Raw genomic sequence first — 23,823 nt, 5'->3', positions numbered from 1 at the left:
CGCTCGGCCTCAACCGGACGTCTTCGTCGCCCAGGCCTTCAGCGCCTCATCAAACACCTTCTCGCCCGGAATGCCCTTTTCCATGGTGAGCAGGGCACGGCGTCCGGTCTTGTAGACCACCGGCACGTCGATCCAGGCCTGCCCCCTGAGCAGCGTCAGGTTGGCGTCCTCGTCGGCCTTGGTGTCGTTGAGGGCGACGAGGAAGAAGCCGTCGGCGATCTTGGCCGGGATGCCGATCAGCGGGCTGCCGGCGTCCTGTTCCGAGCTCTTCATGGCGATGCGCAGGATGTTGTCGACGCCGCCGCCGTCAAATCCTTCCGGCGTCAGGAAGATCATCTCGATGATGTGGCTGGCCGGCAGCGTCTGGTCGGTATTGCGCCGGATGGTCATGCGCAGCTGGATGTCCTTGCCGGGTATCGTCGCCTCGGCGCGGATCGCCGGCTCCGGCGGCAGGTCGCCGCCCGGCGATTCCTGCACCAGCGACCAGACGATGCTGCCGGGCTCGGCGGTGCCCTGCTGCGTGCTGGTGCGCTCCTCATAGAAGATCGCTTTCTGGCCGACCGGCACGGTCGCTTGGGCCGTCGCAGGCGCAGTCCCGGACGCGGGTGGCGGAGTCGTGCCAGCGGCAGGCGGAGTGGCCGCCGCGGCCGGAGGCGTGGTTCCGGCGGCCGGCGCGGGCGGATTGGCGGCGGCACCGGCGGGCGCCGACGGCGTGGTCCCGGCAGGCGGGCTCGCGGGCGGGGTTTGCGCAGCCTGCGGAGTGTCGGCGGCGGGCGGGGTCGCGGCCGGAGTTGGCGCGGCGGGCGGCGTGCCGGCGGCGGGCGCCGGCGTCATCCCAGGCGCGGCTGGCGGCGGCGTGGTCAGCGCGGCGACGGATTCGCCCTCGCCGATGGTGCTCTGGCCGCCGGCCGGACCAGGATCTACTTCCTTGCCCTCGGGCGTCAGCCGCTGGGTGAATTTCGCTGTTTCGGCCGGCTCATTGGCTGCAGCCGCGTTATTGCCCGCAGCCGGCGGCGCGGCCGCCGTCTCGGCGGTCGGCTTTGTCGGGACGGCAGGCTTGACCAGAGGCTCGGTCGAGACGGTCTGGCTGCTGCCGCCCTTCAAGCCGAGCATGGAGCTGAACGCATCCTTGTTCAGCCAAACGCCGTACCCGCCGCCGGCCAGCACCAGCAATGCGACAACGGCAGCAATCAACCCGCCATAGCTGCGCTTGCGCGGCGCAGGCCGCAGCCGCTGGAAAGTATCGGCCGGCTGCTCGTCATTGGCAAAGACATCGCTGTCCTCGTCCGGTTCGGCGGCGTTCATCCCGGGCAGGCCGACATCGTCCTCGCGCGGCGAGGGCATGGGCGGCGGTGCCGCGGGCACCTTGTGCCAGCCGCCGGGCTCAGTCTTCGTTGCCCCTTGCCAGCTTGGTTCCGTCTTTGCTGCGCCTTGCCAGCTCGGTTCCGCCTTCACCGGCGCCGGTGCGGGCGCCGTCTTGAAGGGCTCCGTCTTGAAGGGCTCCGGCTTGGCAGGTTCGGGCTTCGCCACCGACGGCTGCCGGACGTGGCTCGGCTGGTTCTTGTTGCGGTCGATCGAGGAGAAAATATGTTCCAGCTCCGCCAGGGGATCTTCCGCTGGAGCCGGCTTGGGCGCCGGAGCAGGCTTGGCATACTCGCGCTCGACGCTGGCGACGGCATCTTCGAGCGAACGTTTCTGCTTGCTGATGACCTCGGCCGACAACGGCGGAGAATAGTTCGCGAGTTTCTTCGCCAGCATCTCACGAGCATTCTCGTAAATCCGCTTGCGCAACTCGGGCGAGGGCTCGCTGTGCTTCGCAAGCTGTTTTTTCAGAACACCAACGAAATCTGCCATGCGTCAGTCGACCTGCAATTCTTTCCCGGCCCGGCCGCAAATCAGCCGTAGCGCCTGGAAGCGCTGTGAAACTAGTCTTGAAACGGATCGGTCACAAGTATCGTGTCGTCCCGCTCCGGGCTGGTGGAAAGCAGTGCAACCGGGGCGCCGATCAGCTCCTCGATGTGGCGGACATATTTGACGGCTTGCGCCGGCAGATCGTTCCAGCTCCTGGCGCCGGCCGTCGTTCCCTTCCAGCCTTCGAGCGTCTCATAGACCGGCTCGACGCGCGACTGGGCGCCCTGGCTGGCCGGCAGATAGTCGATCAACTCGCCATCGAGGCGATAGCCGGTGCAGACCTTGATCTCGTCCAGCCCGTCGAGCACGTCGAGCTTGGTGAGCGCGATGCCCTTGATGCCGTTGACGGCCACCGCCTGGCGCACCAGCACGGCGTCGAACCAGCCGCAGCGGCGCTTGCGGCCGGTGACGACGCCGAATTCGTGGCCGCGCGTGCCGAGGAACTCGCCGACCTCATTCTTCTGCTCGGTCGGGAACGGCCCTTCGCCGACGCGCGTCGTATAGGCCTTGGTGATGCCGAGCACATAGCCGATCGCGCCGGGGCCGGTGCCGGAGCCGGCGGCCGCTTGCCCTGCCACGGTGTTGGATGAGGTGACGAAGGGATAGGTGCCGTGGTCGATATCGAGCAGCGTGCCTTGCGCGCCCTCGAACAGGATGCGCGCACCCGCGCGGCGCTTGTCGTCGAGCACCTTCCAGACGCGGTCCATGTAAGGCAGGATCTCGCCGGCCACCGAGGTCAGCTCCTGCATGATCGCCTCCTGGGTCGCTTCCGGATGGCCGAGCCCGCGGCGCAGCGCATTGTGATGCGTGAGCAGCCTGTCGACCTTCAGGGGAAGCGTTTCCAAATCCGCCAGATCCATCACCCGCACCGCGCGCCGGCCCACCTTGTCCTCATATGCGGGACCGATGCCGCGGCGGGTCGTGCCAATCTTGGTTCCGGAATTCGAGGCGGCGTCTTCGCGGAACCCGTCCAGCTCCCGGTGCAGCGACAGGATAAGCGCGGTGTTTTCGGCGATTTTCAGGCGCTCGGGCGTCACCTCCACGCCCTGCTCCTTGAGCTTCTTTGTTTCCGCGACGAAGGCATGCGGATCGAAGACCACCCCGTTGCCGATGATCGACAGCTTGCCCTCTCTGACCACGCCCGACGGCAGGAGCGAAAGCTTGTAGACCTTGCCGTCGACGACCAGGGTATGACCTGCATTGTGGCCGCCCTGGAAGCGCACGACCACGTCGGCGCGCTCCGACAGCCAGTCGACGATCTTGCCCTTGCCTTCGTCGCCCCACTGCGAGCCGACGACCACCACATTGGCCATGTTCTTTTCCCTTGAGATGCCGCCTTGGCGGCTTGAAACGACAGGCCTCTATAGCCTCATGTGCAGGCCGATGCGACCCCTTCTTTGTCCCCGAAACCACCCAGGGCACAACAAACCAGGCACAACAAATTCCGGCTTTCGCATCATTTACTTGGCCTCGCCATCGCAATAGGCCGGCATCCTTCTTCCACCGCGCCTGCCGGTCCAGGATTAAGCAATGCATCGAGCCGCCTATCTGTTCCTGCTCTCCACCATGCTGCTGTGGGGCGGCAATTCCGTGGCCGGCAAGCTTGCCGTCGGCCATGTGTCGCCGATGACGTTGGTTTTCCTGCGCTGGGTGCTGGCGGTGCTGATCATGCTGCCCGTCGGCTGGCGGACGTTTCGCGAGGACTGGCCTGAACTGCGCCGGCATTGGCTGCTGGTCGCCGGGCTCGGCGCCTGCGGCTTCACGATCTTCAACGTCATCTTCTACACGGCGCTGAACTACACGACCGCCATCAATGTCTCGATCGAGCAGGCCGCCATACCGATCGTCATCATCCTTGCCAACTTCGTGCTGTTTAGGCTGCACGTGCAGCGCCTGCAGATCGTCGGCGTCGCGCTCACCATCCTCGGCGTCGCCCTGACCGCTAGCCATGGCGACCTCGGTCAGCTGCTGAAGCTCGAGCTCAATTTCGGCGACGCCATCATGCTGGTCGCGGTCCTCTGCTACAGCCTCTATTCGGTGGGGCTGCGCCTGAAGCCGGCCGTCCGCTGGCAAAGCTTCATGCTGGCTCTGTCGCTCGCCGCGCTTTTGACCTCGGTGCCGTTCTTTGTCTGGGAAGTGGCGGCGGGCCGCGTCATCGTCCCGGACGCGCGAGGATGGGCGGTCGCGTTCTACACCGCGCTCGGCGCGTCCGTCGTCTCGCAGATCTTCTACATCAAGGGCAACGAGCTGATCGGCGCCAATCGCGCCGGACTGTTCATCAATCTGGTGCCAATCTTCGGCACCCTGCTTTCGGTGCTGATCGTCGGCGAGCAGTTCCAATTCTATCAGGGTCTTGCGCTTGTGCTCGTGCTCGGAGGCATCGCGCTGGCCGAATACAGCGGCAGCAGAGCCGTTCTGTAGGGGAAATGCCCCGCATGCCGAAGCATGCGGAACATGATCTTTCAGGCGGCGCCGACATCGAAGTGCAGCGGTTTGGCCGAATCGATCGATTGGTGCGCCCGCAGCTGATCGAGCACCCTTTCCGGGAAGGGTGCGTCGAGATAGAGCAGCGCGATCGCATCGCCGCCCGGCCGGTTGCGGCCGAGCTGGAAGTTGGCGATGTTGACGCCGTTCTCGCCGCAGACGGTGCCGAGCAGGCCGATGATGCCGGGCGCGTCGGCATTGGTCGTGTAGAGCATGTGCTGGCCGACCTCGGCATCGAGGTTGATGCCCTTGATCTGGATGAAGCGCGGCTTGCCGTCCGAGAAGCAGGTCCCGGCGATCGAGCGGGTCATGTGCTCGGTCTTGACGGTGAGCTTGATATAGCCGTCGAAGACGCCAGATTTGTCGCGCTTGACCTCGGCGACGATGATGCCGCGCTCCTTCACCATGATCGGCGCCGAGACCATGTTGACGTCGGAGACCTGCGGCCGGATCAGGCCGGCAAGAGTGGCGCTGACCAGCGCACGCGTGTTCATCGTCGCGGTCGAGCCGTCGAACAGGATCTCCACCTCCTTGATCGGATCTTCAGTGACCTGGCCGACAAAGGCGCCGAGCACCTCGGCCAGTTTGACGAAGGGTTTCAGTCGCGGCGCTTCCTCGGCGGTGATCGAGGGCATGTTGATGGCGTTGGAAACGGCGCCCTTGATCAGGTAATCGGCCATCTGCTCGGCCACTTGCAGCGCAACGTTCTCCTGCGCCTCGGTGGTCGAGGCGCCGAGATGCGGGGTTGCCACGACATTCTGCATGCCGAACAGCGGATTGTTCTCCGCCGGCTCGGCCTCGAAAACATCGACGCCGGCGCCGGCCACCTTGCCGCTCTTCAGTGCCGCGACCAGGTCGGCCTCGACGACCAGCCCGCCGCGCGCGCAATTGATGATGCGCACGCCGTCCTTCATCTTGGCGATCGCGGCCGCATCGATGATGTTGCGCGTCTTGTCGGTCAGCGGCGTGTGCAAGGTTATGAAGTCGGCGCGCGCGAAAAGCTCGTCGAGCTCGACCTTCTCGACGCCGAGCTCTTCAGCGCGGCTGTCCGACAGGAACGGATCGAAAGCCACGACATGCATCTTCAGGCCGACGCCGCGCGTCGCGACGATCGAGCCGATATTGCCGCAGCCGATCACGCCCAGCGTCTTGCCGGTGATCTCGACGCCCATGAAGCGGTTCTTCTCCCATTTTCCCGCATGCGTCGAGGCGTTGGCCTCCGGGATTTGGCGCGCCAGCGCGAAGATCATCGCAACGGCATGCTCGGCGGTGGTGATCGAATTGCCGAAGGGCGTGTTCATCACGATGATGCCCTTGCGGCTCGCCGCCGGAATGTCGACATTGTCGACGCCGATGCCGGCGCGGCCGACGACCTTGAGCCTGGTGGCGGCATTGATCAGCTTCTCGGTGACCTTGGTTGCCGAGCGGATGGCGAGGCCGTCATACTGGCCGATCACTTCGAGAAGCTTTTCCTTGTCCTTGCCGAGATCGGGCAGGTAGTCGACCTCGATGCCGCGGTCCTTGAAGATCTGCACGGCGGTGGTTGAAAGTTTATCCGAGACGAGAACGCGGGGCGCCATGGCGGCCTCCTTGAAGAATGGGATTGATCCGTTTGGGATCGGCGGCCCGAAGGCCGCCGCGAATGACTCAGGCGGCCGCTTTCAGCGACGCCTTCTGCATGGCGAAGGCCCAGTCGAGCCAGGGCAGCAGTGCTTCGAGATCGGAGGTCTCGACGGTCGCGCCGCACCAGATGCGCAGGCCGGGGGGCGCATCGCGGTAGGAGCCGATGTCGTAGGCGACACCTTCCCGGTCGAGCGTCGAGACGATACCCTTGGCGAAAGCCGCCTGACCGTCGGCATCGAGCGCCGCCACGTCCGGATCGGTGAAGGACAGGCACACGGAAGTGTTCGAGCGTGTCGCCGGATCGACGGCCAGATGGCCGAGCCACGACGACCTGTCTGCGAACCGGTCCAGCACCGCGGCGTTGGCGTCGGCGCGGGCGATCAGCGCTTCCAGGCCGCCGATCGACTTCGCCCATTGAAGCGCATCGAGATAGTCCTCGACGCACAGCATCGACGGCGTGTTGATGGTCTCGCCCTTGAAGATGCCCTCGATCAGCTTGCCGCCGGAGGTCAGGCGGAAAATCTTCGGCAGCGGCCAGGCGGGCTTGTAGGTCTCCAGCCGCTCGACGGCGCGCGGGCTGAGGATCAGCATGCCGTGCGCGCCCTCGCCGCCCAGCACCTTCTGCCAGGAGAAGGTGACGACGTCGAGTTTGTCGAAGTCGAGCCGCTGCGCGAACGCCGCCGAGGTGGCGTCGCAGATGGTGAGACCCTTGCGGTCGGCCGGAATGAAATCGCCGTTCGGCACGCGCACGCCGGAGGTCGTGCCGTTCCAGGTGAAGACCACTTCGCGGTCGAAATCGATCTGCGTCAGATCCGGCAACACGCCGTAGCCGGCCTCGAACTTGCGCACATCGGCGAGCTTGAGCTGCTTGACGACATCGGTCACCCAACCGGAACCGAAACTTTCCCAGGCGACCATGTCGACACCGCGCTCGCCAAGCAGTGACCACAGTGCCATCTCGACCGCGCCGGTATCGGATGCCGGCACGATGCCGATCCGGTAGCCGGCCGGGACCTTGAGGATTTCGCGCGTCAGCTCGATCGCCTGCTCGAGCTTGCCCTTGCCGATCCTGGCGCGGTGGGAGCGTCCGAGCGCAGCAGCTTTCAGCGCCTCGACCGACCAGCCGGGGCGTTTTGCACAGGGACCTGAGGAGAAATTGGGATTTGCCGGACGGAGTCCGGGCTTGGTAAGCGTCGTCATCGTGGTCTATCCTTCCAGATAGTGGCCCCTCGTTGGGGAGGGGTGGCCCACGGACGGCGATATGCTTTCAGCCTTCCGGCGTCAAGAGCAAAGTTTTTGTCGCAGTCGGGATATTTGTCTGACGGCACCACGCGCTGGAAACGAAAAGAACGGCGGACCGCTCGATCCGCCGGCGGCAATTTCCGAGTTCCCTCGCTCACCAAAGATCGTAGCGCAGCCCGAGCTTGACCGTCTGATAGTCAATGCCCTTGCGGATATTGAAAGCGCCACCATCATAGGCGACGTATTTCGCCGCTGGGACGGAAAAGTATTCGTAGCCGAGATCGACCGAAACGTTCTTCGTGACTTGGTAAGAGAGCCCTGCGCCGATGGAATAGGCCAGATTGAACTTTGCCGCAGTATCGGTCTGCCCTTCATAGCCGGCCGGATCGTCGCAGAAAAATCCGCCGGTGCCGGCGCTGTTCGTAGGAACCTCCACGCAGTCGCGCGCGCCGATGCTTCTGTAGTATTTGTTGTAGGCGAGCCCGATGCCGCCGCCGATATAGGGCGTGAGCCCGACATAGGTGCCCAGGTCTACATAGCCATTGGCCATGATGCTGTAGCCCTTGTTGGAAGCGTTGTCGGAAAGGTCGCAGGCCTGGCTGGTCGCAACGGAATTGATCGTTCCGAAACCGTCGTCCACAAGCGTGTGCCCGTCGCAGGTGGCTCCCAGTCTGTCATGGGCGGCGAATTTGTCGGTCGGCAGGATTCCACCGTTCAACTCGACCCGGAGGTAGTCGTTGACGTGATAGCCCATGCCGATGCTGCCGCTGAACAAGCTGGACTCATCGCTGAAGCTGTTGAGCGGTCCCGACGAGGTTTCCTCATGCTTGAACGGGTGGCTGAAAGCGTAGCCGACGTCGCCGCGGAGGTACCAGCCGGAGCCTACCTCGACCGGCTGATAGTCCGGCGCCTGATCGACATAGATCGGCGGATCGTAGTCGGCCGACACCGCCTGTGTCGCCGGCATCAGCACGATTGCGGCGAGCGCCAGTGCGATACGCGATTTTGATGTCATGGTCCCCGGCTCCTGAGATTGGCACCAGTCGCGAACGCGAGCACAGCTGCCGTTTCAGGAGCATTGTTAACCATAGTGGTTAAGTGCCGGTTAAGGATAACAGGGGGTTACCGAATTGATTTCGATGCTGTTTTACCGGCCACCCACAAAAGAAAATCGCCCGGCTGACGCCGGGCGATCGGCAGAATTCCAGGATCTTCGAAGCGACTACTTGGTGTAGATCGGCTCCGGCTCCGGCTGGTAGGCCACCGGTGTAGTGCACCCATTGTTGCCGCCGAATTGGTAGCGCAGACCGCCGCGCACCTCATGCGTGTTGATGCCGTGGTCGAACCCCGGCCCGGAACTCGTCGAATCGAACTCGAACATGCGCCCGCCCTGGATGTGAGTGAAGCGGTAGCCTGCGTCGAGGATCACCCTGTCGGTCAGGCAGTAGGAAGCGCCGGCCATGAGCGCATAGGCGAAGCGCCAGTTAGACGAACCCGGGTTGGTTTCGGTGGTATTCGGATCGTGGACCGTGTCCCACTTGACGTGCGCGCCGCCGATGCCGGCGCCGACGTAAGGCGTGATGCCGTGATAGGTGCCGATGTCGACATAGGCATTGGCCAACAGCAGCAACGCGCTCATCCTCGACACCTCGGTGGATGTCGTTACGAGGTCCGAGGTCTGGCCGTTGAAGTCCGACTTGAACCAATAGTCGGCCGTCAGATCGGTTCGGAAGTAATCGTTGATCTTGTAGCCGACGCCGCCGCCGAGCGAGAAACCGCCCTTCAGCTTGCCGAAATCGAAATCGTTAGTGCCGGGCGGTGGCCCGTATGTAATGTAGTCGATGCCGCGCAAGGTCGACTTGTGGTAGTCGATGTCGCCGCGAATATACCAGCCGCCAACGTCGATCGGCTGAGCCTCGACCACCGGCGGCGGAGCTTCCTCCACCGGCGGTGGTTCCCCCAGGTCGGCGGCGAGGGCCGGTCCGGCCACTCCCGCCAACAGCGCGGCAAACAGTGCCATTCTTGCGGTATCGAACATGCTGTCACCCCTAAGAAGCCTCGGGACGACATCGCCCGAAGATGAACCTCGGCGTGGATAATGAATTGCAAAGGTTAAAAGCCGTTTAACCGTACCGATTAACCACGAATCCCTACAATTTTAGAGGGTATTCCGTTGTCCGGGGCTGTTGTGAGCGCGCGAAAAAGCCCGCCTGGCGGCGGGCTTGCAGGTGCGATCGTCCGATTCGCGGCGGCGATCAGGCGGCGCTACGGGTATCCGAAATGATGCCGACGATCTCGTTGACGACGGCCTCGACCAGTTGCGGATCGTCGCCTTCGGCCATGACGCGGATGAGCGGCTCGGTGCCGGACGGCCGGATAACGAGGCGGCCGGCCTTGCCCAGGCGGTTGCGCCCTTCCTCGATGGCTGCCTTGACCGGCGCCTCCTCCAGCGGCTTGCCGCCGGAGATGCGGACGTTCTTCAGAAGCTGAGGCACCGGCTCGAACTTTTTCGACAGCTCGCTGACCGGCCGGTTCTGCCGCTTGATGCAGGCCAGCACCTGCAGCGCCGAAACCAGGCCGTCGCCGGTGGTCGAGAAATCGGACAGCACGATATGGCCGGACTGCTCCCCACCGACATTGAGGCCATGCGCGCGCATGTGCTCGACGACATAGCGGTCGCCGACCTTGGTGCGGTGCAGCTGCAGCTTCATGTCGCCAAGGAAACGCTCGAGACCGAGATTGGACATCACCGTCGAGACGACGCCGCCGCCGGCCAGCCGCCCGCTCTGGTGCCAGGACTCGGCGATCAGCGCCATGATCTGGTCGCCGTCGACGATGGCCCCGTTCTCGTCGACGATGACCACACGGTCGGCGTCGCCGTCGAGCGCGATGCCGATATCGGCGCGCACCTCGTGCACCTTCTTCTGCAGGCCGGCCGGATGGGTCGAGCCGCACTCCTTGTTGATGTTGAAGCCGTTCGGCTCGACATTGATGGCGACCACCTCGGCGCCGAGCTCCCACAGCGCCTCCGGCGCCACCTTGTAGGAGGCGCCGTTCGCGCAGTCGACGACGATCCGAAGCCCGGAAAGCGACATCGAGCGCGGCAGCGTGCGCTTGGCGAATTCGATATAGCGGTCGTGGACGCCGTCGACGCGCTTGGCGCGCCCCAGCCCGTCGGAATCGGCAAGCGACAACTCGATATCCTTGTCGAGCATGCCTTCGATGCGCTCCTCGATCTCGTCGGAGAGCTTATAGCCGTCGGGGCCGAACAGCTTGATGCCGTTGTCGTAATAGGGGTTATGCGAGGCCGAGATCATCACCCCGATGTCGGCGCGCAGCGAGCGCACCAGCATGGCGACCGCCGGCGTCGGAATCGGCCCGAGCAGGAACACGTCCATGCCGGCGGCGCACAGGCCCGACACCATCGCGTTCTCGATCATGTAGCCGGAGAGCCGCGTGTCCTTGCCGAGCACGACGCGGTGCCGATGGTTGCCCCGCTGGAAAGAGAGGCCGGCGGCCATACCCACCCGCATGGCCACCTCGGCCGTCATGGGAAACTTGTTGGCGCGTCCGCGAATGCCGTCGGTGCCGAAATACTGCCCTGCCATACCTGCCAAAGTCCCCGTCGGTTTCAGCCGCCCGTATTGCCACAATTGGGCCGCATCCGATCATCACGTTTCGTGATTATATATTACCATTCCTTAGAAAATCATTGTCGCGGACGGGTCAAGTGATTCGGCGGCCTGCCACGACCTCTCGTTGTAACGGGAATATAAAAGCTCGGACAACTTTTCCGCCCGACATGGTTGGAAAAACCTTATTTGCTCGAACCGAGCGCCAGCAATTTAGCACCCTGTCGGCAGGAACACACTTTGTGAGGGCATCCGCGCGGGAAGCATCTGGCGCAGCCCGAAGTTGAGAGCTATTGATTTGGTATAGAGACCATTTGGCGCAGCAAGGGAGAAAAACGCCATGCTTATTCATAGACTTGCAACATTGACGGGCATCGCCGTCGCAACCCTGTTCCTGGCGGCGCCGGCCAACGCCCTGACCATGGCCGAGTGCAGCACCAAGTACAACGCAGCCAAGGACGCCGGAACGCTCAACGGCCAGACCTGGAACCAGTTCCGCAAGGCCCAGTGCGGCAGCGACGCTTCCGCCGCGACCGACACCAAGGCGGCGACCGATACCAAGGCGGCGACCGAGACCAAGGCTTCTGACACCAAGAAGGCAAAGTCGGCAGCTGCCTCGGACGACACAGCCAAGGGCCTGACCGCAAAGGAATGCAGCACCAAGTATCAGGCCGCGAAGGCGGCCGGCACGCTGAACGGCATGAAGTGGAACGATTTCCGCAAGGCTGAATGCGGCCCCGGCGCCACTGCCGCGGCGGCCGCCAAACCTGCCGCCAGCAAGACTTCCACCGCTGCCGCTGACGGTGGTTCGGCCAAGGGTCTGACCATGGCCGAATGCAGCAGCAAGTACCAGGCTGCCAAGACCGCCAACAAGCTCAACGGCATGAAGTGGAACGACTTCCGCAAGGCCGAATGCGGCGCCGGCGACGACGACGACACCGTGCCGGCTCCGACCGAGGCGACTTTCACCAAGGAACCGGCAAAGCCCAGCGTGGCTGCGCCGAAGGGCGTGACCTTCCCGACCGCCATCTCGCCGAAATTCGCCAACGAGACGCCAGCCAAGGCCCGCATGCACACTTGCCTCGAGCAGTACTATGCCAACAAGGACGCCAACACGCTGAACGGCCTGCGGTGGATCCAGAAGGGCGGCGGCTTCTACAGCCTCTGCAACGCCAAGCTGAAGAGCTGATCGCTCAGCGCTTACCTCCAAGACAAAGGCCCGCGCATCGCGAGATGCGCGGGCCTTTTCGTTGGACGCGCTTAAAGAGGCATATCGGCGCCGCAAAAGAACCCCCGCCGGCGAAGCTACCAATCTCCCCCTATATGGACTGAGGACATCGCGAACAGGTGTGCGAAGACATCGCGAACAGTTTCGTGCGTTTTGCGCCGGAGGTTTGGGGTGCCATGCGAGGCCAGAAGCGTGATGAGCCAGAAGGAAGATTGGCGCTTGCGCCGGACGCCGATCTTGCAGGTGCGGTCCGCGAGCGACTCGCCAATCGTCTGTGACCTCCCAAACAAAAACGCCGCGGTCTGAGCCGCGGCGTCGTTTTTTATGTTTCGTTTTCGATCGAGCCTTAGCCCTGCGGCTGCGGCTCCATGCCGCCTTCGGGCTCGGGGCCCTTCTTGCGACGGCCGCCTGTGCCGGCTTTCGGCACAGCCGAGCCGCGGCTGGGCGGCGTGTCGTCGCCAAGGTCGCGGGCGGGCTTGTGGCCGGCGATAAGCTGCTTGATCTCCTCGCCGGTCAGGGTCTCGTATTCGAGCAGCCCTTCGGCCAGCGCGATCCAGTCCTTCTTCTTCTTGGTCAGCACGGTCTTGGCGGTGGAATAGGCATCGTCGATCAGCCGGCGCACCTCGGCGTCGATGATCTGCGCGGTCTCTTCCGAGATGTTCTGCTGGCGCGCCACCGAATGGCCGAGGAAGACCTCTTCCTGGTTGTCGCCATAGGCGACATGGCCGAGCTTGTCGGAGAAGCCCCAGCGCGTGACCATGGCGCGGGCCAGCTTGGTCGCCTGCTCGATGTCGGAGGATGCGCCGGAGGTGATGTTCTCCTTGCCGAACTTGAACTCCTCGGCGACGCGGCCGCCCATCATGATCGCCAGCCTCGAGATCATGTATTTGTAGCTCATCGAATAGCGGTCGCCTTCCGGCAACTGCATGACCATGCCGAGCGCGCGGCCGCGCGGGATGATGGTCGCCTTATGCAGCGGATCGGCCGTCGGCACGTTGAGCGCCAGGATGGCGTGGCCGGCCTCGTGATAGGCGGTCAGCTCCTTCTCGGCCTGCGTCATCGCGGACGAGCGGCGCTCGGCGCCCATCATGATCTTGTCCTTGGCGTCCTCGAACTCGGCCATGGTGACGAGCCGCTTGTTGCGACGCGCCGCCATCAGCGCGGATTCGTTGACCAGGTTCATCAGGTCGGCGCCGGAGAAGCCGGGCGTGCCGCGCGCTATGACCTTGAGGTCGACATTGGGCGCCAGCGGCACGTTGCGCACATGCACCTTGAGGATCTTCTCGCGGCCGACGATGTCGGGGTTCGGCACGACCACCTGGCGGTCGAAGCGGCCCGGCCTTAGCAGCGCCGGGTCGAGCACGTCGGGCCGGTTGGTGGCGGCGATCAGGATGATGCTTTCGTTGGACTCGAAGCCGTCCATCTCGACCAGCAGCTGGTTCAGCGTCTGCTCGCGCTCGTCATTGCCGCCGCCGAGGCCGGCGCCGCGATGGCGGCCGACGGCGTCGATTTCGTCGATGAAGATGATGCAGGGGGCGTTCTTCTTGGCCTGGTCGAACATGTCGCGCACCCGGCTTGCGCCGACGCCGACGAACATCTCGACGAAATCCGAGCCGGAGATGGTGAAGAACGGCACATTGGCCTCGCCTGCGACGGAGCGGGCGAGCAGCGTCTTGCCGGTTCCGGGAGGGCCGACCAGCAGCACGCCGCGCGGGATCTTGCCGCCGAGCCGCTGGAACTTCTGCGGATCGCGCAGGAACTCGACGATCTCCTCCAGGTCCTCCTTGGCCTCGTCGACGCCGGCGACGTCCTGGAAGGTGACGCGGCCATGCGCCTCGGTGAGCAACTTCGCCTTCGACTTGCCGAAGCCCATGGCGCGGCCGGAGCCGGACTGCATCTGGCGCATGAAGAATATCCACACGCCGAGGATCAGGATCATCGGCAGCCACGAGATCAGATAGCCGAACAGCGAGTTCGAACCGTCGCTTTCAGGCCGCGCGTTGATGGTGACGTTCTTGTCCTGCAGCCTGGAGACCAGCGACGGATCGCCCGGCGAATAGGTCTGGAAGCCGTTGGCGTTGTCCGTGTAGTTGCCCGAGATACGGGCGCCGGCGATCGTCACGCTCTTGACCCGGCCGGAAGAGACATCCTGCAGGAACTGCGAATAGGCAATCTCGCTCGAAGCGCCGCGCGTCTGCGGCGTCTGGAAAAGATTGAACAAGGCGATGAGCAGGACCGCTATGATCGCCCAGAGCGCGAGGTTGCGATAATTCGGATTCATCTATTGTCCTGTTGGCGTCCGCGCGCGAACCCACGATGGTGATTGGAGGCTTGGGCCTAACATAGGGAGAGCGTCTCCCCTTGCCAAGCAGAACAGCATGCCTCGGTTAAGCTTTCGCCCATGCTCCGCCGCGATCATGGCCGCGAAAAGGCGAGGGCGGCAGCGGCGGCGCGCCGATCAGCGCGGCGACGGCGGCAGCGGGCCGGAGATCGAAGGACGGCAGGAAGCGGGTGAAGGGCGACACCGCAGGAACGATCGCCGTCGCCGGCGGCGCGGCTTCACCGCCAGCCAAATCAAGGCGTTCGCCGCCGCGCCACAGCGCGGGCTCGGCGGCCAGCGCCTTGCGCAGCAAGCTCGCCGGAACGTCGCCTTCCGGGGTAAATCGCTTGGCGGCGCCGGGACCTGCTGGCGCGATCACCAACCCGCTCGGCCTGTCGCTCAATGTGATCCTCCGCCGACCGTCCCATAGGGCCTGCTCAGCAGCCGGAACCGCGGGCAGATTGCGGGCCTCGCGGTGGAGGAAGATGCCGGTGCGGCGCGCGTCGACCACCGTCCGCGACAATGTGGCGCAAAGCGTCCCCGACCGCAGATGCTCGAACAGCGCCCGGCAACGCGCCTCGTCGACAAGGAACGTGACGCCGCCGACCGTGGCGAGCAGGATGCGAAATGCATAGACGGCGGCTTCGCTATCCTCACCACTTGCGAAATCGCGATCGAGGCGGATGAGCCCCGGAGCCGGCTGGCTAGCGAAGGCGCCGATCAGCGCCGCCGCACGCTGGCCGAGGTTCTCGCGCTCGGCGGCTGCCTGTCCGGCCTTCGCGATTGCTTCCTTGAAACGCGCCTCGCCGTCTCTGCCTGCAAGCGAGATGCGCAGGCGCGGCCGCTCGAAGCGCCGGTCGACATTGGTCGGATCCTCGGTCCAGCCGATGCCGCGACGCTTCAGCATCTCCCGCAATGCCGCGCGGCGCGTGGCGAGCAGCGGGCGGGCGATCCAGACCCGCCAATCGTAGAGCGTGGCGGGCGCCATGCCGGCGAGCCCGCGGCCGTCGCGTGGATCCTCGTCGCGGGCCTCCTCTTCACGAACTTGCCGCATCAGCACGGTCTCGGCCTGGTCGTCGGCGGTATGTCCGGTCACCACCGCGCGAATGCCTGCCGCTTCGGCTGCCTCGGCCAGCAGCCGATAGCGCGCCTCGCGCGCGGCGGCCGGCAAGCCGGTCGACGGCTTGCGACCGGACCAGACGAGCGTGCGATGCGCGATGCCGTGCTCGGCGCAAAGTCGGGCGACAGCTTGCGCTTCGGCTGCCGAGCTTGGTCTGAGGTCATGATCGATCGTCACCGCAAGCAGCCTTGCCGCGGGCAGGGTTCGGTCGAGGTGGTGCTTGAGCAGATGGAGAAGGGCGGTCGAGTCGCTGCCGCCGGACACGGCCGCAACGGCGCCGTGGGAGAAGTCGAAGTCTTGGAAAAGGCGATCCGAAAGGTCAGTCTCGGTATCGAACATCACTGCGCGTCGTCCAAAAGCGGTCCCGATTCTGGGACAACGACACGCAAGCTAGCACGAGGCCAGCGCCTTTTCCTGCTTGATGCGTTCCTTCAGCGTGCCGGAAACATCCGGGTAGCGCTTGCCGATCTCGTTGAAAGTGGCGCAGGCCACGTCGTTCTGCTTGAGGCCGACCAGCGATACGCCGAGCTTGAGCAGCATGTCGGGCGCCTTCTTGGCCTTCGGATAATCCTTGCTGGCGGCCAGGAAAACCTCCGCCGCGTCGCGGTATTTCTGCTGGCCAAGCAGGGATTCGCCCAGCCAGTAATGCGCGTCCGCCGCCTTGGCGTCCTTGGGAAAGCGCGAGATATGGTCGCGGAAACCCTGCTCGGCGGTGGGATAGTCGCCCGACAGGATGAACTGGTAGGAGTTGCGGTAGAGCTCGTCCGGATTGTTGGTCGAGGGCAGCGAGGCCATGACCGTGCCGCCGGACTTGCCTTTGCCAGCCTTGCTGCCGGTCTCGGCGGCAGGCGCGTTTGCCGTAGCCGCGGGAGCTTCCGTCTGCGAGCCCGCCTGCGGGGCGGGGTCGGCATTGACGACATTGCCGTTCTTGTCGACGGTAATGGTGCCGAAGGTCTTCGGCGGCGCGCCGGTGATCAACTTTCCCGGGTCGCCGGTCTGAGACTCGACGATGACGTCGCCGACGCTCTTGCCGCCGCCGTCCTGCGGAGCCGTGCCGGCCGGAGCTTGCGTCGCCGGAGCCGTTGCGACGTTGGTGTCGGTGCCGCTGTCGCCGGCGCCAGCATCGCCCATATTCGTGTTGCCGCTGCTGCCGTCCTGCGGCGCGGTTTCCGACTTCTTCTGGCCCGTTGGCTTCGCACCCTGCGAGCCGCCTTCGAGCTGCTGGAAGCGGAACTCGTTGTCCTCCTGCTGCTTGCGCATCTGCTCCTGCATTTGCAGGATCTGGAAATTGAGCTCCTCAAGCTTGCCGTTCATCTGGCGGATCTGATCCTCCAGACCGGTCATGCCGGCGCCGTCCTGCTGGGCGACTTGCGCCTGCTCGGTCTTCTTTTTGTCGCCGAAAATGCCCAGCGTCGGCAGATGGAAAGTGAAGCCGCTGTCCGAGGATTGCCCGCTGTCCGCCGGTGCGGCGATGCCTGCGATGCTTGATAGGAGCAGCAGCGCAAGCGTGCCGCTCAGGACCGTTCTGAAATGCATTATGTCTCTCGCCGTGAAAATCTGTTGGCCCGATGCGCCTTTCCAAATCGGAGGGGGATAAAGCGCCCTCGCGCTCTTAGCAGGACGCGAGACTTCGGCCAAATTTTGTTTCAAGCTGTCGCATATGAAAAAGGCGGCTCGGAGGCCGCCTTTCGTTCAGCGATGTTGTATTTTTGCCGCCCACAGCGCCGCGCGTCGTCAGACGCGCCAAGGACGCTGTGGCGCTTATGAGCGTTTCCGAAAATCGATATCGATTTCCGGCGCGGCGCGTCAGGAACCGGCGCCCGAGAGCGTGGTGACGGCGCGGCGGTTCTGCGACCAGCACGAGATGTCGTCGCAGACGGCGACCGGGCGTTCCTTGCCGTAGGAGATCGTCTTCAGACGGTTGGCCGCGACGCCCTTCGAAACCAGGAAGTCGCGGGTGGCAGCGGCGCGGCGGGCGCCCAGCGCCAGATTGTACTCGCGCGTGCCGCGCTCGTCGGCATGGCCTTCGATGACGATGGCATACTGCCTGTACTGGTTGAGCCACTGCGCCTGGCGCGAAAGCGTCGTCTGCGCGTCGGCGCGGATCGACGAGGAGTCAGTGTCGAAGAAGATGCGGTCGCCGATATTGACGGTGAAGTCCTGCGCCGAGCCGGGCGTGGCAGAGCCGGCGCCGTTGAGGCCGAGATCGGCGGCGCTGTTCGGGGTCTTCTTCGAGGCGCAGCCGGTGATGGCCAGAGCCGCCACCAGCGCGATCATCGCCGGATTTCTGGTAAGTGCTGCGATACGGCCCATGCCGCCTCTCCTTCGCATTCGAGTGATTTCGTTGATCACCCAGTAACCACGTTTGGGTTAACCGGCATTCAAGAAACACGGTTAATTTTTCGTTTCGAGCCGCCGTCCTCGGCCGAGTTAGCTAGGCTCACAATGCGCGGCGACCGTAGGCGGAAATGCGGCCAAAACATGAAAAAAGGGGAATTGAGAAACTGAAGAACTGAGGAGTTGAAGGAAGAAATTAGGCCAGCTTCTCTCTGAGATTTACCAGCGCCCCGGGTCCTCCATTTTCCTCAGTTCTTCAGTTCCCCGTTCTTAAATTCTTCCGTTCCTCTGCCTACTCCAGCAGCGGCGACCAGGCCGGATCCGAGGCGAAGTTCGAGGTCGGGATCTGCTGCTCGTTGCGGCCGGTAAGATCGACCGTGACCAGCTTCGGTCCGCCGGCGGAGTCGCGGAAGAACATCAGCACGCGGCCGTTCGGCGCCCATGTCGGCCCCTCCTGCTGGAAGCCGGAGGACAGGATGCGCTCGCCCGAACCGTCGGTCTTCATGACGCCGATCTGGAACTCGCCGCCCGACTGCTTGGTGAAGGCGATGAGGTCGCCGCGCGGCGACCACACCGGCGTGGAATAGACGCCGTCGCCGAACGAGATGCGGTGCGGGTTGGAGCCGTCCGCACCCATGACGTAGATCTGCGAGCGGCCGCTGCCGCCGCCGCGGTCGGAGGTGAAGACGATCTGCGAGCCGTCGGGCGAATAGGAGGGCGAAGTGTCGATGGCGGTCGAGTCGGTGAGCCGCGTGGTCGAACGGCTTCTCAGATCCATGGCGAAGATGTTGGAGTTGCCGTCATCGCGCAGCAGGCTCATGATCACCTTCTGGCCATCGGGCGAAAAGCGCGGCGCGAACGTCATGCCGGGGAAATTGCCGACCAGCTCGCGCTGTCCGGTCTCGATCTGCAGCAGATACACCTTCGGCTGTCCGCTCTCATAGGACATGTAGGTGATTTCCTGCCGGTTCGGCGAGAAGCGCGGCGTCAGCACGATCGAACGGCCGTCCGACAGGTAGCGGACGTTGGCGCCGTCCTGGTCCATGATGGCAAGACGCTTCTTGCGCGCGTTCTTGGCGCCGGATTCGTCGACGAAGACGACGCGCGTGTCGAAATAACCCTTCTCGCCGGTCAGCCGCTCGTAGATCGCATCGGCGATGATATGGGCCACGCGCCTGGTATTGGCGTCATTGGCGAAGAACTGCTCCCCGGCCATCTGCTGGCCGGCAAAGGTGTCCCATAGCCGGTATTGGGCGCGAATGCGGCCGTCGGCTTCCTTGCCGACGCTGCCGGTGACCAGCGCCTGCGCATTGATCACCTTCCAGTCGTCGAAGCGCGGCGTGGCGTCCGGGCCGGAGATCTTCTCGATGAAGGCGCTCTTGTCGATCGGCGCGAACAGGCCGGAGCGCTTGAGGTCGGCCGTGACGATCTCGGTGATCTGGGCGCCGAGCTCACCATTGGACTGGAAGTCAGTGATGGCGATCGGCAGCGGCTCGACATTGCCCTTGTTGACGTTGAGCTCGACGAGCGCCCAGGCCGGCAAGGTGGCGGCGGTCGTCATGCCCAGCGCCATGGCTGCAATCGTCAGGAGCGGCTTGAGGAAAGATCTCATGTCTTCTCGCTTCTCTTCTTTGATGGTTCAGACGCAAGGCCTATAGGCCAAGCATCTCCCTTGGGTCGAAGGTGACCCGGATGTCGTTCCAAATGTCCTGCTTGCCGGCGGGAACCTGCAGGCCGGCCACGTCGCATTTTTGAACCGCGCGCACTGCGCTTTCGTCGAACTGCCGGTTGCCGCTCGACTGCTCGACCGACGGGCGGCCGTCGAGCTTGCCGTTGGTATCGAGATTGAAGCGGACCACGACGACGAAGTTCTCCGAACCTTCCAGTCCAACCGGCAAGGTCCAGCAGCCGCCGAGCTGAGCTTCGAGCGCGCCTTGCTCGGATTTGGACAGCTTCTGGCCCTGATCCTTCTCGCCGCCGAGCGACGACTGCTGGGTGGAGCGCTTGGCGCCGCCACCCGACGGCTTCTGCTTGTCCAGAAGTGCTGAAATCTCGTCGGCGTTGAACTGCTTTTCATCCGACTTCGGCTTCGAGGAAGCTTCCTTCACCGGCTTTTCCGCGTCCTTGCGCTCCGGCGCCTTGGCGCTTTCGGCGGGAGCGGGCTGCGGCTTCGGCCGCGCTGCAGGGGCGGGTGCCGAGTCCGGAAGCTGTGCCTCCTCGGTCGGCTGCTCCTTGGCGATCGCCTCGGCGACGGCGTCCGGCTTGACCTCTTCCTTCTGGATGGCGGCGGTCGTGTCCTTCGGCGGCGCTGGCGTCGGCTCCTTGGCGGGTGTCGGCTTCGGCTCCGTCTGCTTGACCGGCTCGGGCTTGACCTCTTCCTTAGGTGTCGGCGTCGGCGCGACTTCGGTCGCCGGGGTCGGCTTCGGCTTTTCCTGCGGCTTCGGCACGTCCTCGACCGCCGGCTTCTCGGTCGGCGTCGGCGCCGGGGGCGGCGCGGATGTCTTCTCGACCGGCTTCGGCTTGGCCTCGTCCGTCGCCGGCTTGTCGGTGTCGACGCTGTTCTCGCCGACCTTCTGCGCGTCGGGGACGATATCCGGGCGCTTGGTCGGCAGCGGCGCCGGCTTGTCATGCATGACCGCTTTCTTGTCGCCCTGCAGGGTCTGCGCGATCGCTTCCATCGGCACGATGTCGACCGCGACGGACTCCACGTCGGAAGCCGGCATGGCGGGCGGCGAGGAGAGCGTGAACAGCCCGAAGGCCAGCGCCACCGCATGCAAGATCACCGAGGAGGTGAGGCCCGTCCGCATTTGGCGTCTACTGGTCCTGTTCCTGCAGCGAGATCAGGCCGATGTTCTTGTAGCCGGCGTTCTGGATGAGGCCCATCACCTTCAGCGCGGTGCCGTAACTGGTCGCTTTGTCGCCGCGGATGTAGATGCGCTCGTCATAGCCGGTCTTGGAAATCGCCTGCAGCTTGGCGACCAGCTCTTCCTGAGGGATTTCGGTTTCCTGCAGGTGAATCTCGCCGGAAGGGCCGATCGAGATTTGGATCGGCTGCGTGTCGGCGTTCATCGCCTTGGCTTTCGTCTCCGGCAGGTCGATCGGCACACCGACGGTGAGCAGCGGCGCCGCGACCATGAAGATGATCAGCAGCACCAGCATCACGTCGACCATCGGCGTGACGTTGATTTCCGACATCAGGGCATGATGACGACCGCGCCGCCGGTGGCCGCGTCCGCCTCGCCCTATGCCACCTGCGCTAGCAGCAGACATACCCATGATCGTACCTCAGGCCTTCTGCGCGACTTTTTCATCGATTTGGCGCGAGAGTATGGCGGAGAACTCATCCGCAAACCCTTCCATGCGCACGGCGAGCTTGTTCGCATCCGATGACAGCTTGTTGTAGGCGATTACGGCCGGAATGGCCGCGAGCAGGCCGATGGCCGTCGCCAGCAGCGCTTCCGCGATGCCGGGCGCCACGACCGACAGGCTGGTGTTCTTCGAGGCGGCGATCGCCTGGAAGGAGGTCATGATGCCGATTACGGTGCCGAACAAGCCGATGAAGGGCGCGGCCGAACCCGTGGTGGCAAGGAAGCCGAGCCGACCCTCCAGCCTTTCCATCTCGCGGGTCAGCGCGAGATCCATCGCCTTGTCGATGCGGGTCTGCAATGCCAGCGCCGATTTGGCGCCCTTCTCGAAGCTCTTCTTCCATTCGCGCATGGCGGCAACGAAGATCGCGCCCATGCCGGTGGTCTTGCGGTCGGCGAGCGTGCGGTAGAGCTCCTCGAGCGACTGTCCCGACCAGAACACCTGCTCGAAGCGATTGAGCGCCATCCGCATGCGGCTATAGGCGACAAGCTTGTCGATGATGATCGCCCAGGTCCAGATCGAGGCGCACAGCAACCCGATCATGACCAATTTGACCACCCAGCCGGCCTGCATGAACAAGGCCCATATCGACAAATGCGCGCCCGGGTCGGCGAGTGCGATGTTTTCCATGACTACGTCCTTAAGATTTTTCCGGGCATCGCTGGCGGCTGGCCCATGGCATCCCTTTGGTCCGATCGCGCGAAGCCTGAAGCCCGCGGGACAAGCCCCGAATGCACCGTTTCGCGGCGTTTTCGGGGCAAATCTTGGTGAAAGGAAGGCACACGAATTGCGCCAATCTTCACCAATTCCTTCATGAACCGTTATGGTTAAGGATGGGTTAGGATATGAAGCGTGGCGCATTGCCGCGCCCACCCGGCCGGCGCCACGCCTAGACGCGGCTGGTCAGTGCCCTAAGCGGGGTCGCGCTCAATCGGATTCAGGCGCCGCTCTTTAAGGCCTTGCTTGATGCATGTCGTTGTCCAGAACCGGGCAAACTTCTGCGCGACATGCATTAGGCCGAAGCCGGTTCACGGTGATCAGTCGCTCGCCTTCGGCATAAAGGCCGCGATCCATTCCTTCGGAAATCGGCGCGGCCGGCCGTTCTCGCCGATGATCGCCGCCTCGACCTTCGCCTCGACCAGCACCTCGCCGCCACGCTTCAACTGCTGCGCCATGAAGATGCGGGCACCCGAAATGTCCTCGGTGCGCGTGTCGATGGTGAGGATGTCGTCCATGCGGGCCGGCGAACGGAACTCGATTTCCATGCGCCGGACCACCCAGACGATGCGCTCGCCATGCTTGCCATCGGCAAGCTCGGTGTGATGGACGCCGGCGAGCCTGAGATAGTCCGAGCGCCCGCGTTCGAAGAATTCGAGATAGCGCGCATGGTAGACGACGCCGGAGAAATCGGTGTCGGCATAGTAGACGCGGGCCATCAGGCGATGGCCGGATTGCGTCAGCGCCCCCGAAAGCCCGGCGCTGAGCGCTGCGGATTCACCATGATCGTCCATCGCGCTTTCCTTTTCAGGCCTGAACTTTGGCGCGAGAACCGGATGGCACCGATGGGCGCGATGATCAAGACCTTGATGGCGGGGCTGCTGGCGCTTGGCGCCTGCGCGGTTTTCCGTCCGCGTGAAAAATGCTGGAGCTACCCGAGATCGATCTGCAGGATCTCTGGCGGCATGCCGAAACGGACCGGCATGATGCTGAAGCCGAGCCCACCGGAGACGATCAGGTTGCGATCATTCTCGACGACATGGCCATAGGCGTAGCGGTTGCCGAAGTCGGACGGCACGACCGGCGAATAGCCGAACAGCCGCACCTGCCCGCCATGGGTGTGGCCCGAAAGCGTCAGCGAAACCCGCCAGGGCACTTTCGGAAAGATGTCGGGCTCATGTGCGAGCAGGATGATCGGCTCGTCGCCTTGCACCTTGGCAAGCGTCCCGCCGAGGTCGTCCAGGCCCTTGAAGCCATGGCGGCCCAGGGCTTTGCTCGGCCGGATTGCCAGTTGGTCCGCAAGTCCTGCGATCCAGAAGCCATGCCCGTCCTTCTCCAGCCGCACCACGTCGTTTTCCAGCACCGGGATGCCGACGCTCTCCAGTGCCATGCGCGCGGCCGTCGGCCCGGCCTTGGCCAGTTGCGCCGCATGATCGTGCCACCAGTCGTGATTGCCGAGGATCGAGAGCACGCCGAGCGGGGCCTTCAGCCCTGACAAAGCGGCGGCCCACTCCGGTGCAGACACTTCGGCCGTGACCAGCCGCATTCCATCGACATAGTCGCCAAGCAGCACGATCAAGTCTGGCTGCAGGGCATTCGTCCTTTCGACGAGCGAGGCGATCCGCTCCGACGTCATCCAGGGATGGCAGGCATGAATGTCGGCCAGTGCTGCGACGCGCAGCTTGAGGCCCGCGGGCCAGTGCGGCGGCGTCAGCGAATAGCGTTTCACATGGGCGAGCAGCATCGGCTCAATGCCGACCGCATAGGCGCTCAACGACACCATGGACAGGAACGATCCGCCGATGAGGCGCAGAAAGCCACGTCTGGTGATCATCGGTCAGCC

The 23,823-nt window shown here is 64.3% G+C and carries 19 protein-coding genes; 2 read left to right on the top strand and 17 right to left on the bottom strand.

Annotated features, from left to right (window positions below; translation table 11 throughout):
• Positions 1–9 precede the first annotated feature (9 nt).
• A complete protein-coding gene (locus CK218_RS17065) occupies positions 10–1,854 on the bottom strand; it encodes a hypothetical protein (RefSeq protein ID WP_095828352.1) in 1,845 nt (614 codons plus the stop codon).
• A 71-nt stretch (positions 1,855–1,925) separates the two neighbouring features.
• Complete coding sequence (locus tag CK218_RS17060) at positions 1,926–3,224, bottom strand: adenylosuccinate synthase (protein ID WP_067001833.1); 1,299 nt, start codon at positions 3,222–3,224, stop codon at positions 1,926–1,928.
• A 217-nt stretch (positions 3,225–3,441) separates the two neighbouring features.
• On the opposite strand from CK218_RS17060, the gene CK218_RS17055 reads away from it, so the two are divergent.
• On the top strand, positions 3,442–4,332 hold the full coding sequence (locus CK218_RS17055; protein ID WP_095828351.1) for a DMT family transporter: 891 nt from the start codon (positions 3,442–3,444) through the stop codon (positions 4,330–4,332).
• A 41-nt stretch (positions 4,333–4,373) separates the two neighbouring features.
• Here the strand turns inward: CK218_RS17055 and serA are convergent, their stop codons facing one another.
• From serA to glmM, 5 genes are all read right to left on the bottom strand, one after another.
• Positions 4,374–5,975, bottom strand: a complete 1,602-nt coding sequence (gene serA / locus CK218_RS17050; RefSeq protein WP_067001828.1) for a phosphoglycerate dehydrogenase — start codon at positions 5,973–5,975, stop codon at positions 4,374–4,376.
• Between the two features lie 67 nt (positions 5,976–6,042).
• Positions 6,043–7,218 (bottom strand): phosphoserine transaminase, encoded by a 1,176-nt coding sequence (locus CK218_RS17045; RefSeq protein ID WP_095828350.1) that lies wholly within the window; start codon positions 7,216–7,218, stop codon positions 6,043–6,045.
• 196 nt (positions 7,219–7,414) lie between these two features.
• Positions 7,415–8,275 carry an outer membrane protein gene (locus CK218_RS17040; protein WP_067319444.1) on the bottom strand — a complete coding sequence of 287 codons (861 nt, stop codon included), beginning with the start codon at positions 8,273–8,275 and terminating at the stop codon, positions 7,415–7,417.
• A gap of 207 nt (positions 8,276–8,482) precedes the next feature.
• Positions 8,483–9,298: an outer membrane protein gene (locus tag CK218_RS17035; protein WP_067001819.1), complete on the bottom strand. Its 816-nt coding sequence runs from the start codon at positions 9,296–9,298 to the stop codon at positions 8,483–8,485.
• 217 nt (positions 9,299–9,515) lie between these two features.
• A complete protein-coding gene (gene glmM / locus CK218_RS17030) occupies positions 9,516–10,868 on the bottom strand; it encodes a phosphoglucosamine mutase (RefSeq protein ID WP_067001816.1) in 1,353 nt (450 codons plus the stop codon).
• A gap of 364 nt (positions 10,869–11,232) precedes the next feature.
• Here glmM and CK218_RS17025 point away from each other — a divergent pair, with 364 nt between their 5' ends.
• Entirely contained in the window at positions 11,233–12,081 is an 849-nt protein-coding gene (locus tag CK218_RS17025; RefSeq protein ID WP_095828349.1) for a hypothetical protein, read from the top strand.
• Between the two features lie 385 nt (positions 12,082–12,466).
• On the opposite strand, the gene ftsH is transcribed toward CK218_RS17025, so the two are convergent.
• The 10 genes from ftsH to CK218_RS16975 form a co-directional block, all read right to left on the bottom strand.
• Complete coding sequence (gene ftsH / locus CK218_RS17020; protein ID WP_067001810.1) at positions 12,467–14,401, bottom strand: ATP-dependent zinc metalloprotease FtsH; 1,935 nt, start codon at positions 14,399–14,401, stop codon at positions 12,467–12,469.
• A gap of 106 nt (positions 14,402–14,507) precedes the next feature.
• On the bottom strand, positions 14,508–15,899 hold the full coding sequence (gene tilS, locus CK218_RS17015; protein ID WP_095828348.1) for a tRNA lysidine(34) synthetase TilS: 1,392 nt from the start codon (positions 15,897–15,899) through the stop codon (positions 14,508–14,510).
• A gap of 51 nt (positions 15,900–15,950) precedes the next feature.
• Positions 15,951–17,096, bottom strand: coding sequence for a tol-pal system protein YbgF (gene ybgF / locus CK218_RS17010; protein ID WP_095828347.1), 1,146 nt, complete (start codon positions 17,094–17,096; stop codon positions 15,951–15,953).
• 270 nt (positions 17,097–17,366) lie between these two features.
• Positions 17,367–17,873, bottom strand: a complete 507-nt coding sequence (gene pal / locus CK218_RS17005; RefSeq protein ID WP_067001802.1) for a peptidoglycan-associated lipoprotein Pal — start codon at positions 17,871–17,873, stop codon at positions 17,367–17,369.
• 316 nt (positions 17,874–18,189) lie between these two features.
• Positions 18,190–19,470 (bottom strand): Tol-Pal system beta propeller repeat protein TolB, encoded by a 1,281-nt coding sequence (gene tolB / locus CK218_RS17000; RefSeq protein WP_245299761.1) that lies wholly within the window; start codon positions 19,468–19,470, stop codon positions 18,190–18,192.
• A gap of 79 nt (positions 19,471–19,549) precedes the next feature.
• Positions 19,550–20,704 (bottom strand): energy transducer TonB, encoded by a 1,155-nt coding sequence (locus CK218_RS16995; RefSeq protein WP_095828346.1) that lies wholly within the window; start codon positions 20,702–20,704, stop codon positions 19,550–19,552.
• Between the two features lie 7 nt (positions 20,705–20,711).
• Positions 20,712–21,173, bottom strand: coding sequence for a protein TolR (gene tolR, locus CK218_RS16990; protein WP_067001793.1), 462 nt, complete (start codon positions 21,171–21,173; stop codon positions 20,712–20,714).
• Between the two features lie 9 nt (positions 21,174–21,182).
• Entirely contained in the window at positions 21,183–21,893 is a 711-nt protein-coding gene (gene tolQ / locus CK218_RS16985; protein ID WP_067001789.1) for a protein TolQ, read from the bottom strand.
• A gap of 407 nt (positions 21,894–22,300) precedes the next feature.
• Positions 22,301–22,774, bottom strand: coding sequence for a tol-pal system-associated acyl-CoA thioesterase (ybgC, locus tag CK218_RS16980; RefSeq protein WP_067001785.1), 474 nt, complete (start codon positions 22,772–22,774; stop codon positions 22,301–22,303).
• 137 nt (positions 22,775–22,911) lie between these two features.
• Positions 22,912–23,814 (bottom strand): metallophosphoesterase, encoded by a 903-nt coding sequence (locus CK218_RS16975; protein WP_067001780.1) that lies wholly within the window; start codon positions 23,812–23,814, stop codon positions 22,912–22,914.
• Positions 23,815–23,823: the final 9 nt, after the last annotated feature.

The sequence above is a fragment of the Mesorhizobium sp. WSM3879 genome, assembly GCF_002294915.1.
GTDB lineage: Bacteria > Pseudomonadota > Alphaproteobacteria > Rhizobiales > Rhizobiaceae > Mesorhizobium.
The sequence above is the reverse complement of the archived record's forward strand: the minus strand, read 5'-3'. Positions and strand labels throughout refer to the sequence as shown.

Excerpts from the sequence above, each read along its gene's own strand:
- tolQ (WP_067001789.1), bottom strand. The coding sequence starts at position 21,893 with ATGGAAAACATCGCACTCGCCGACCCGGGCGCGCATTTGTCGATATGG.
- ybgF (WP_095828347.1), bottom strand. The coding sequence starts at position 17,096 with ATGCATTTCAGAACGGTCCTGAGCGGCACGCTTGCGCTGCTGCTCCTA.
- tilS (WP_095828348.1), bottom strand. The coding sequence starts at position 15,899 with ATGTTCGATACCGAGACTGACCTTTCGGATCGCCTTTTCCAAGACTTC.
- tolR (WP_067001793.1), bottom strand. The coding sequence starts at position 21,173 with ATGGGTATGTCTGCTGCTAGCGCAGGTGGCATAGGGCGAGGCGGACGC.
- ftsH (WP_067001810.1), bottom strand. The coding sequence starts at position 14,401 with ATGAATCCGAATTATCGCAACCTCGCGCTCTGGGCGATCATAGCGGTC.
- CK218_RS17025 (WP_095828349.1), top strand. The coding sequence starts at position 11,233 with ATGCTTATTCATAGACTTGCAACATTGACGGGCATCGCCGTCGCAACC.
- CK218_RS16975 (WP_067001780.1), bottom strand. The coding sequence starts at position 23,814 with ATGATCACCAGACGTGGCTTTCTGCGCCTCATCGGCGGATCGTTCCTG.
- CK218_RS16995 (WP_095828346.1), bottom strand. The coding sequence starts at position 20,704 with ATGCGGACGGGCCTCACCTCCTCGGTGATCTTGCATGCGGTGGCGCTG.
- CK218_RS17040 (WP_067319444.1), bottom strand. The coding sequence starts at position 8,275 with ATGACATCAAAATCGCGTATCGCACTGGCGCTCGCCGCAATCGTGCTG.
- pal (WP_067001802.1), bottom strand. The coding sequence starts at position 17,873 with ATGGGCCGTATCGCAGCACTTACCAGAAATCCGGCGATGATCGCGCTG.
- CK218_RS17045 (WP_095828350.1), bottom strand. The coding sequence starts at position 7,218 with ATGACGACGCTTACCAAGCCCGGACTCCGTCCGGCAAATCCCAATTTC.
- CK218_RS17060 (WP_067001833.1), bottom strand. The coding sequence starts at position 3,224 with ATGGCCAATGTGGTGGTCGTCGGCTCGCAGTGGGGCGACGAAGGCAAG.
- ybgC (WP_067001785.1), bottom strand. The coding sequence starts at position 22,774 with ATGGACGATCATGGTGAATCCGCAGCGCTCAGCGCCGGGCTTTCGGGG.
- tolB (WP_245299761.1), bottom strand. The coding sequence starts at position 19,470 with ATGGCGCTGGGCATGACGACCGCCGCCACCTTGCCGGCCTGGGCGCTC.
- glmM (WP_067001816.1), bottom strand. The coding sequence starts at position 10,868 with ATGGCAGGGCAGTATTTCGGCACCGACGGCATTCGCGGACGCGCCAAC.
- CK218_RS17035 (WP_067001819.1), bottom strand. The coding sequence starts at position 9,298 with ATGTTCGATACCGCAAGAATGGCACTGTTTGCCGCGCTGTTGGCGGGA.
- CK218_RS17065 (WP_095828352.1), bottom strand. The coding sequence starts at position 1,854 with ATGGCAGATTTCGTTGGTGTTCTGAAAAAACAGCTTGCGAAGCACAGC.
- CK218_RS17055 (WP_095828351.1), top strand. The coding sequence starts at position 3,442 with ATGCATCGAGCCGCCTATCTGTTCCTGCTCTCCACCATGCTGCTGTGG.
- serA (WP_067001828.1), bottom strand. The coding sequence starts at position 5,975 with ATGGCGCCCCGCGTTCTCGTCTCGGATAAACTTTCAACCACCGCCGTG.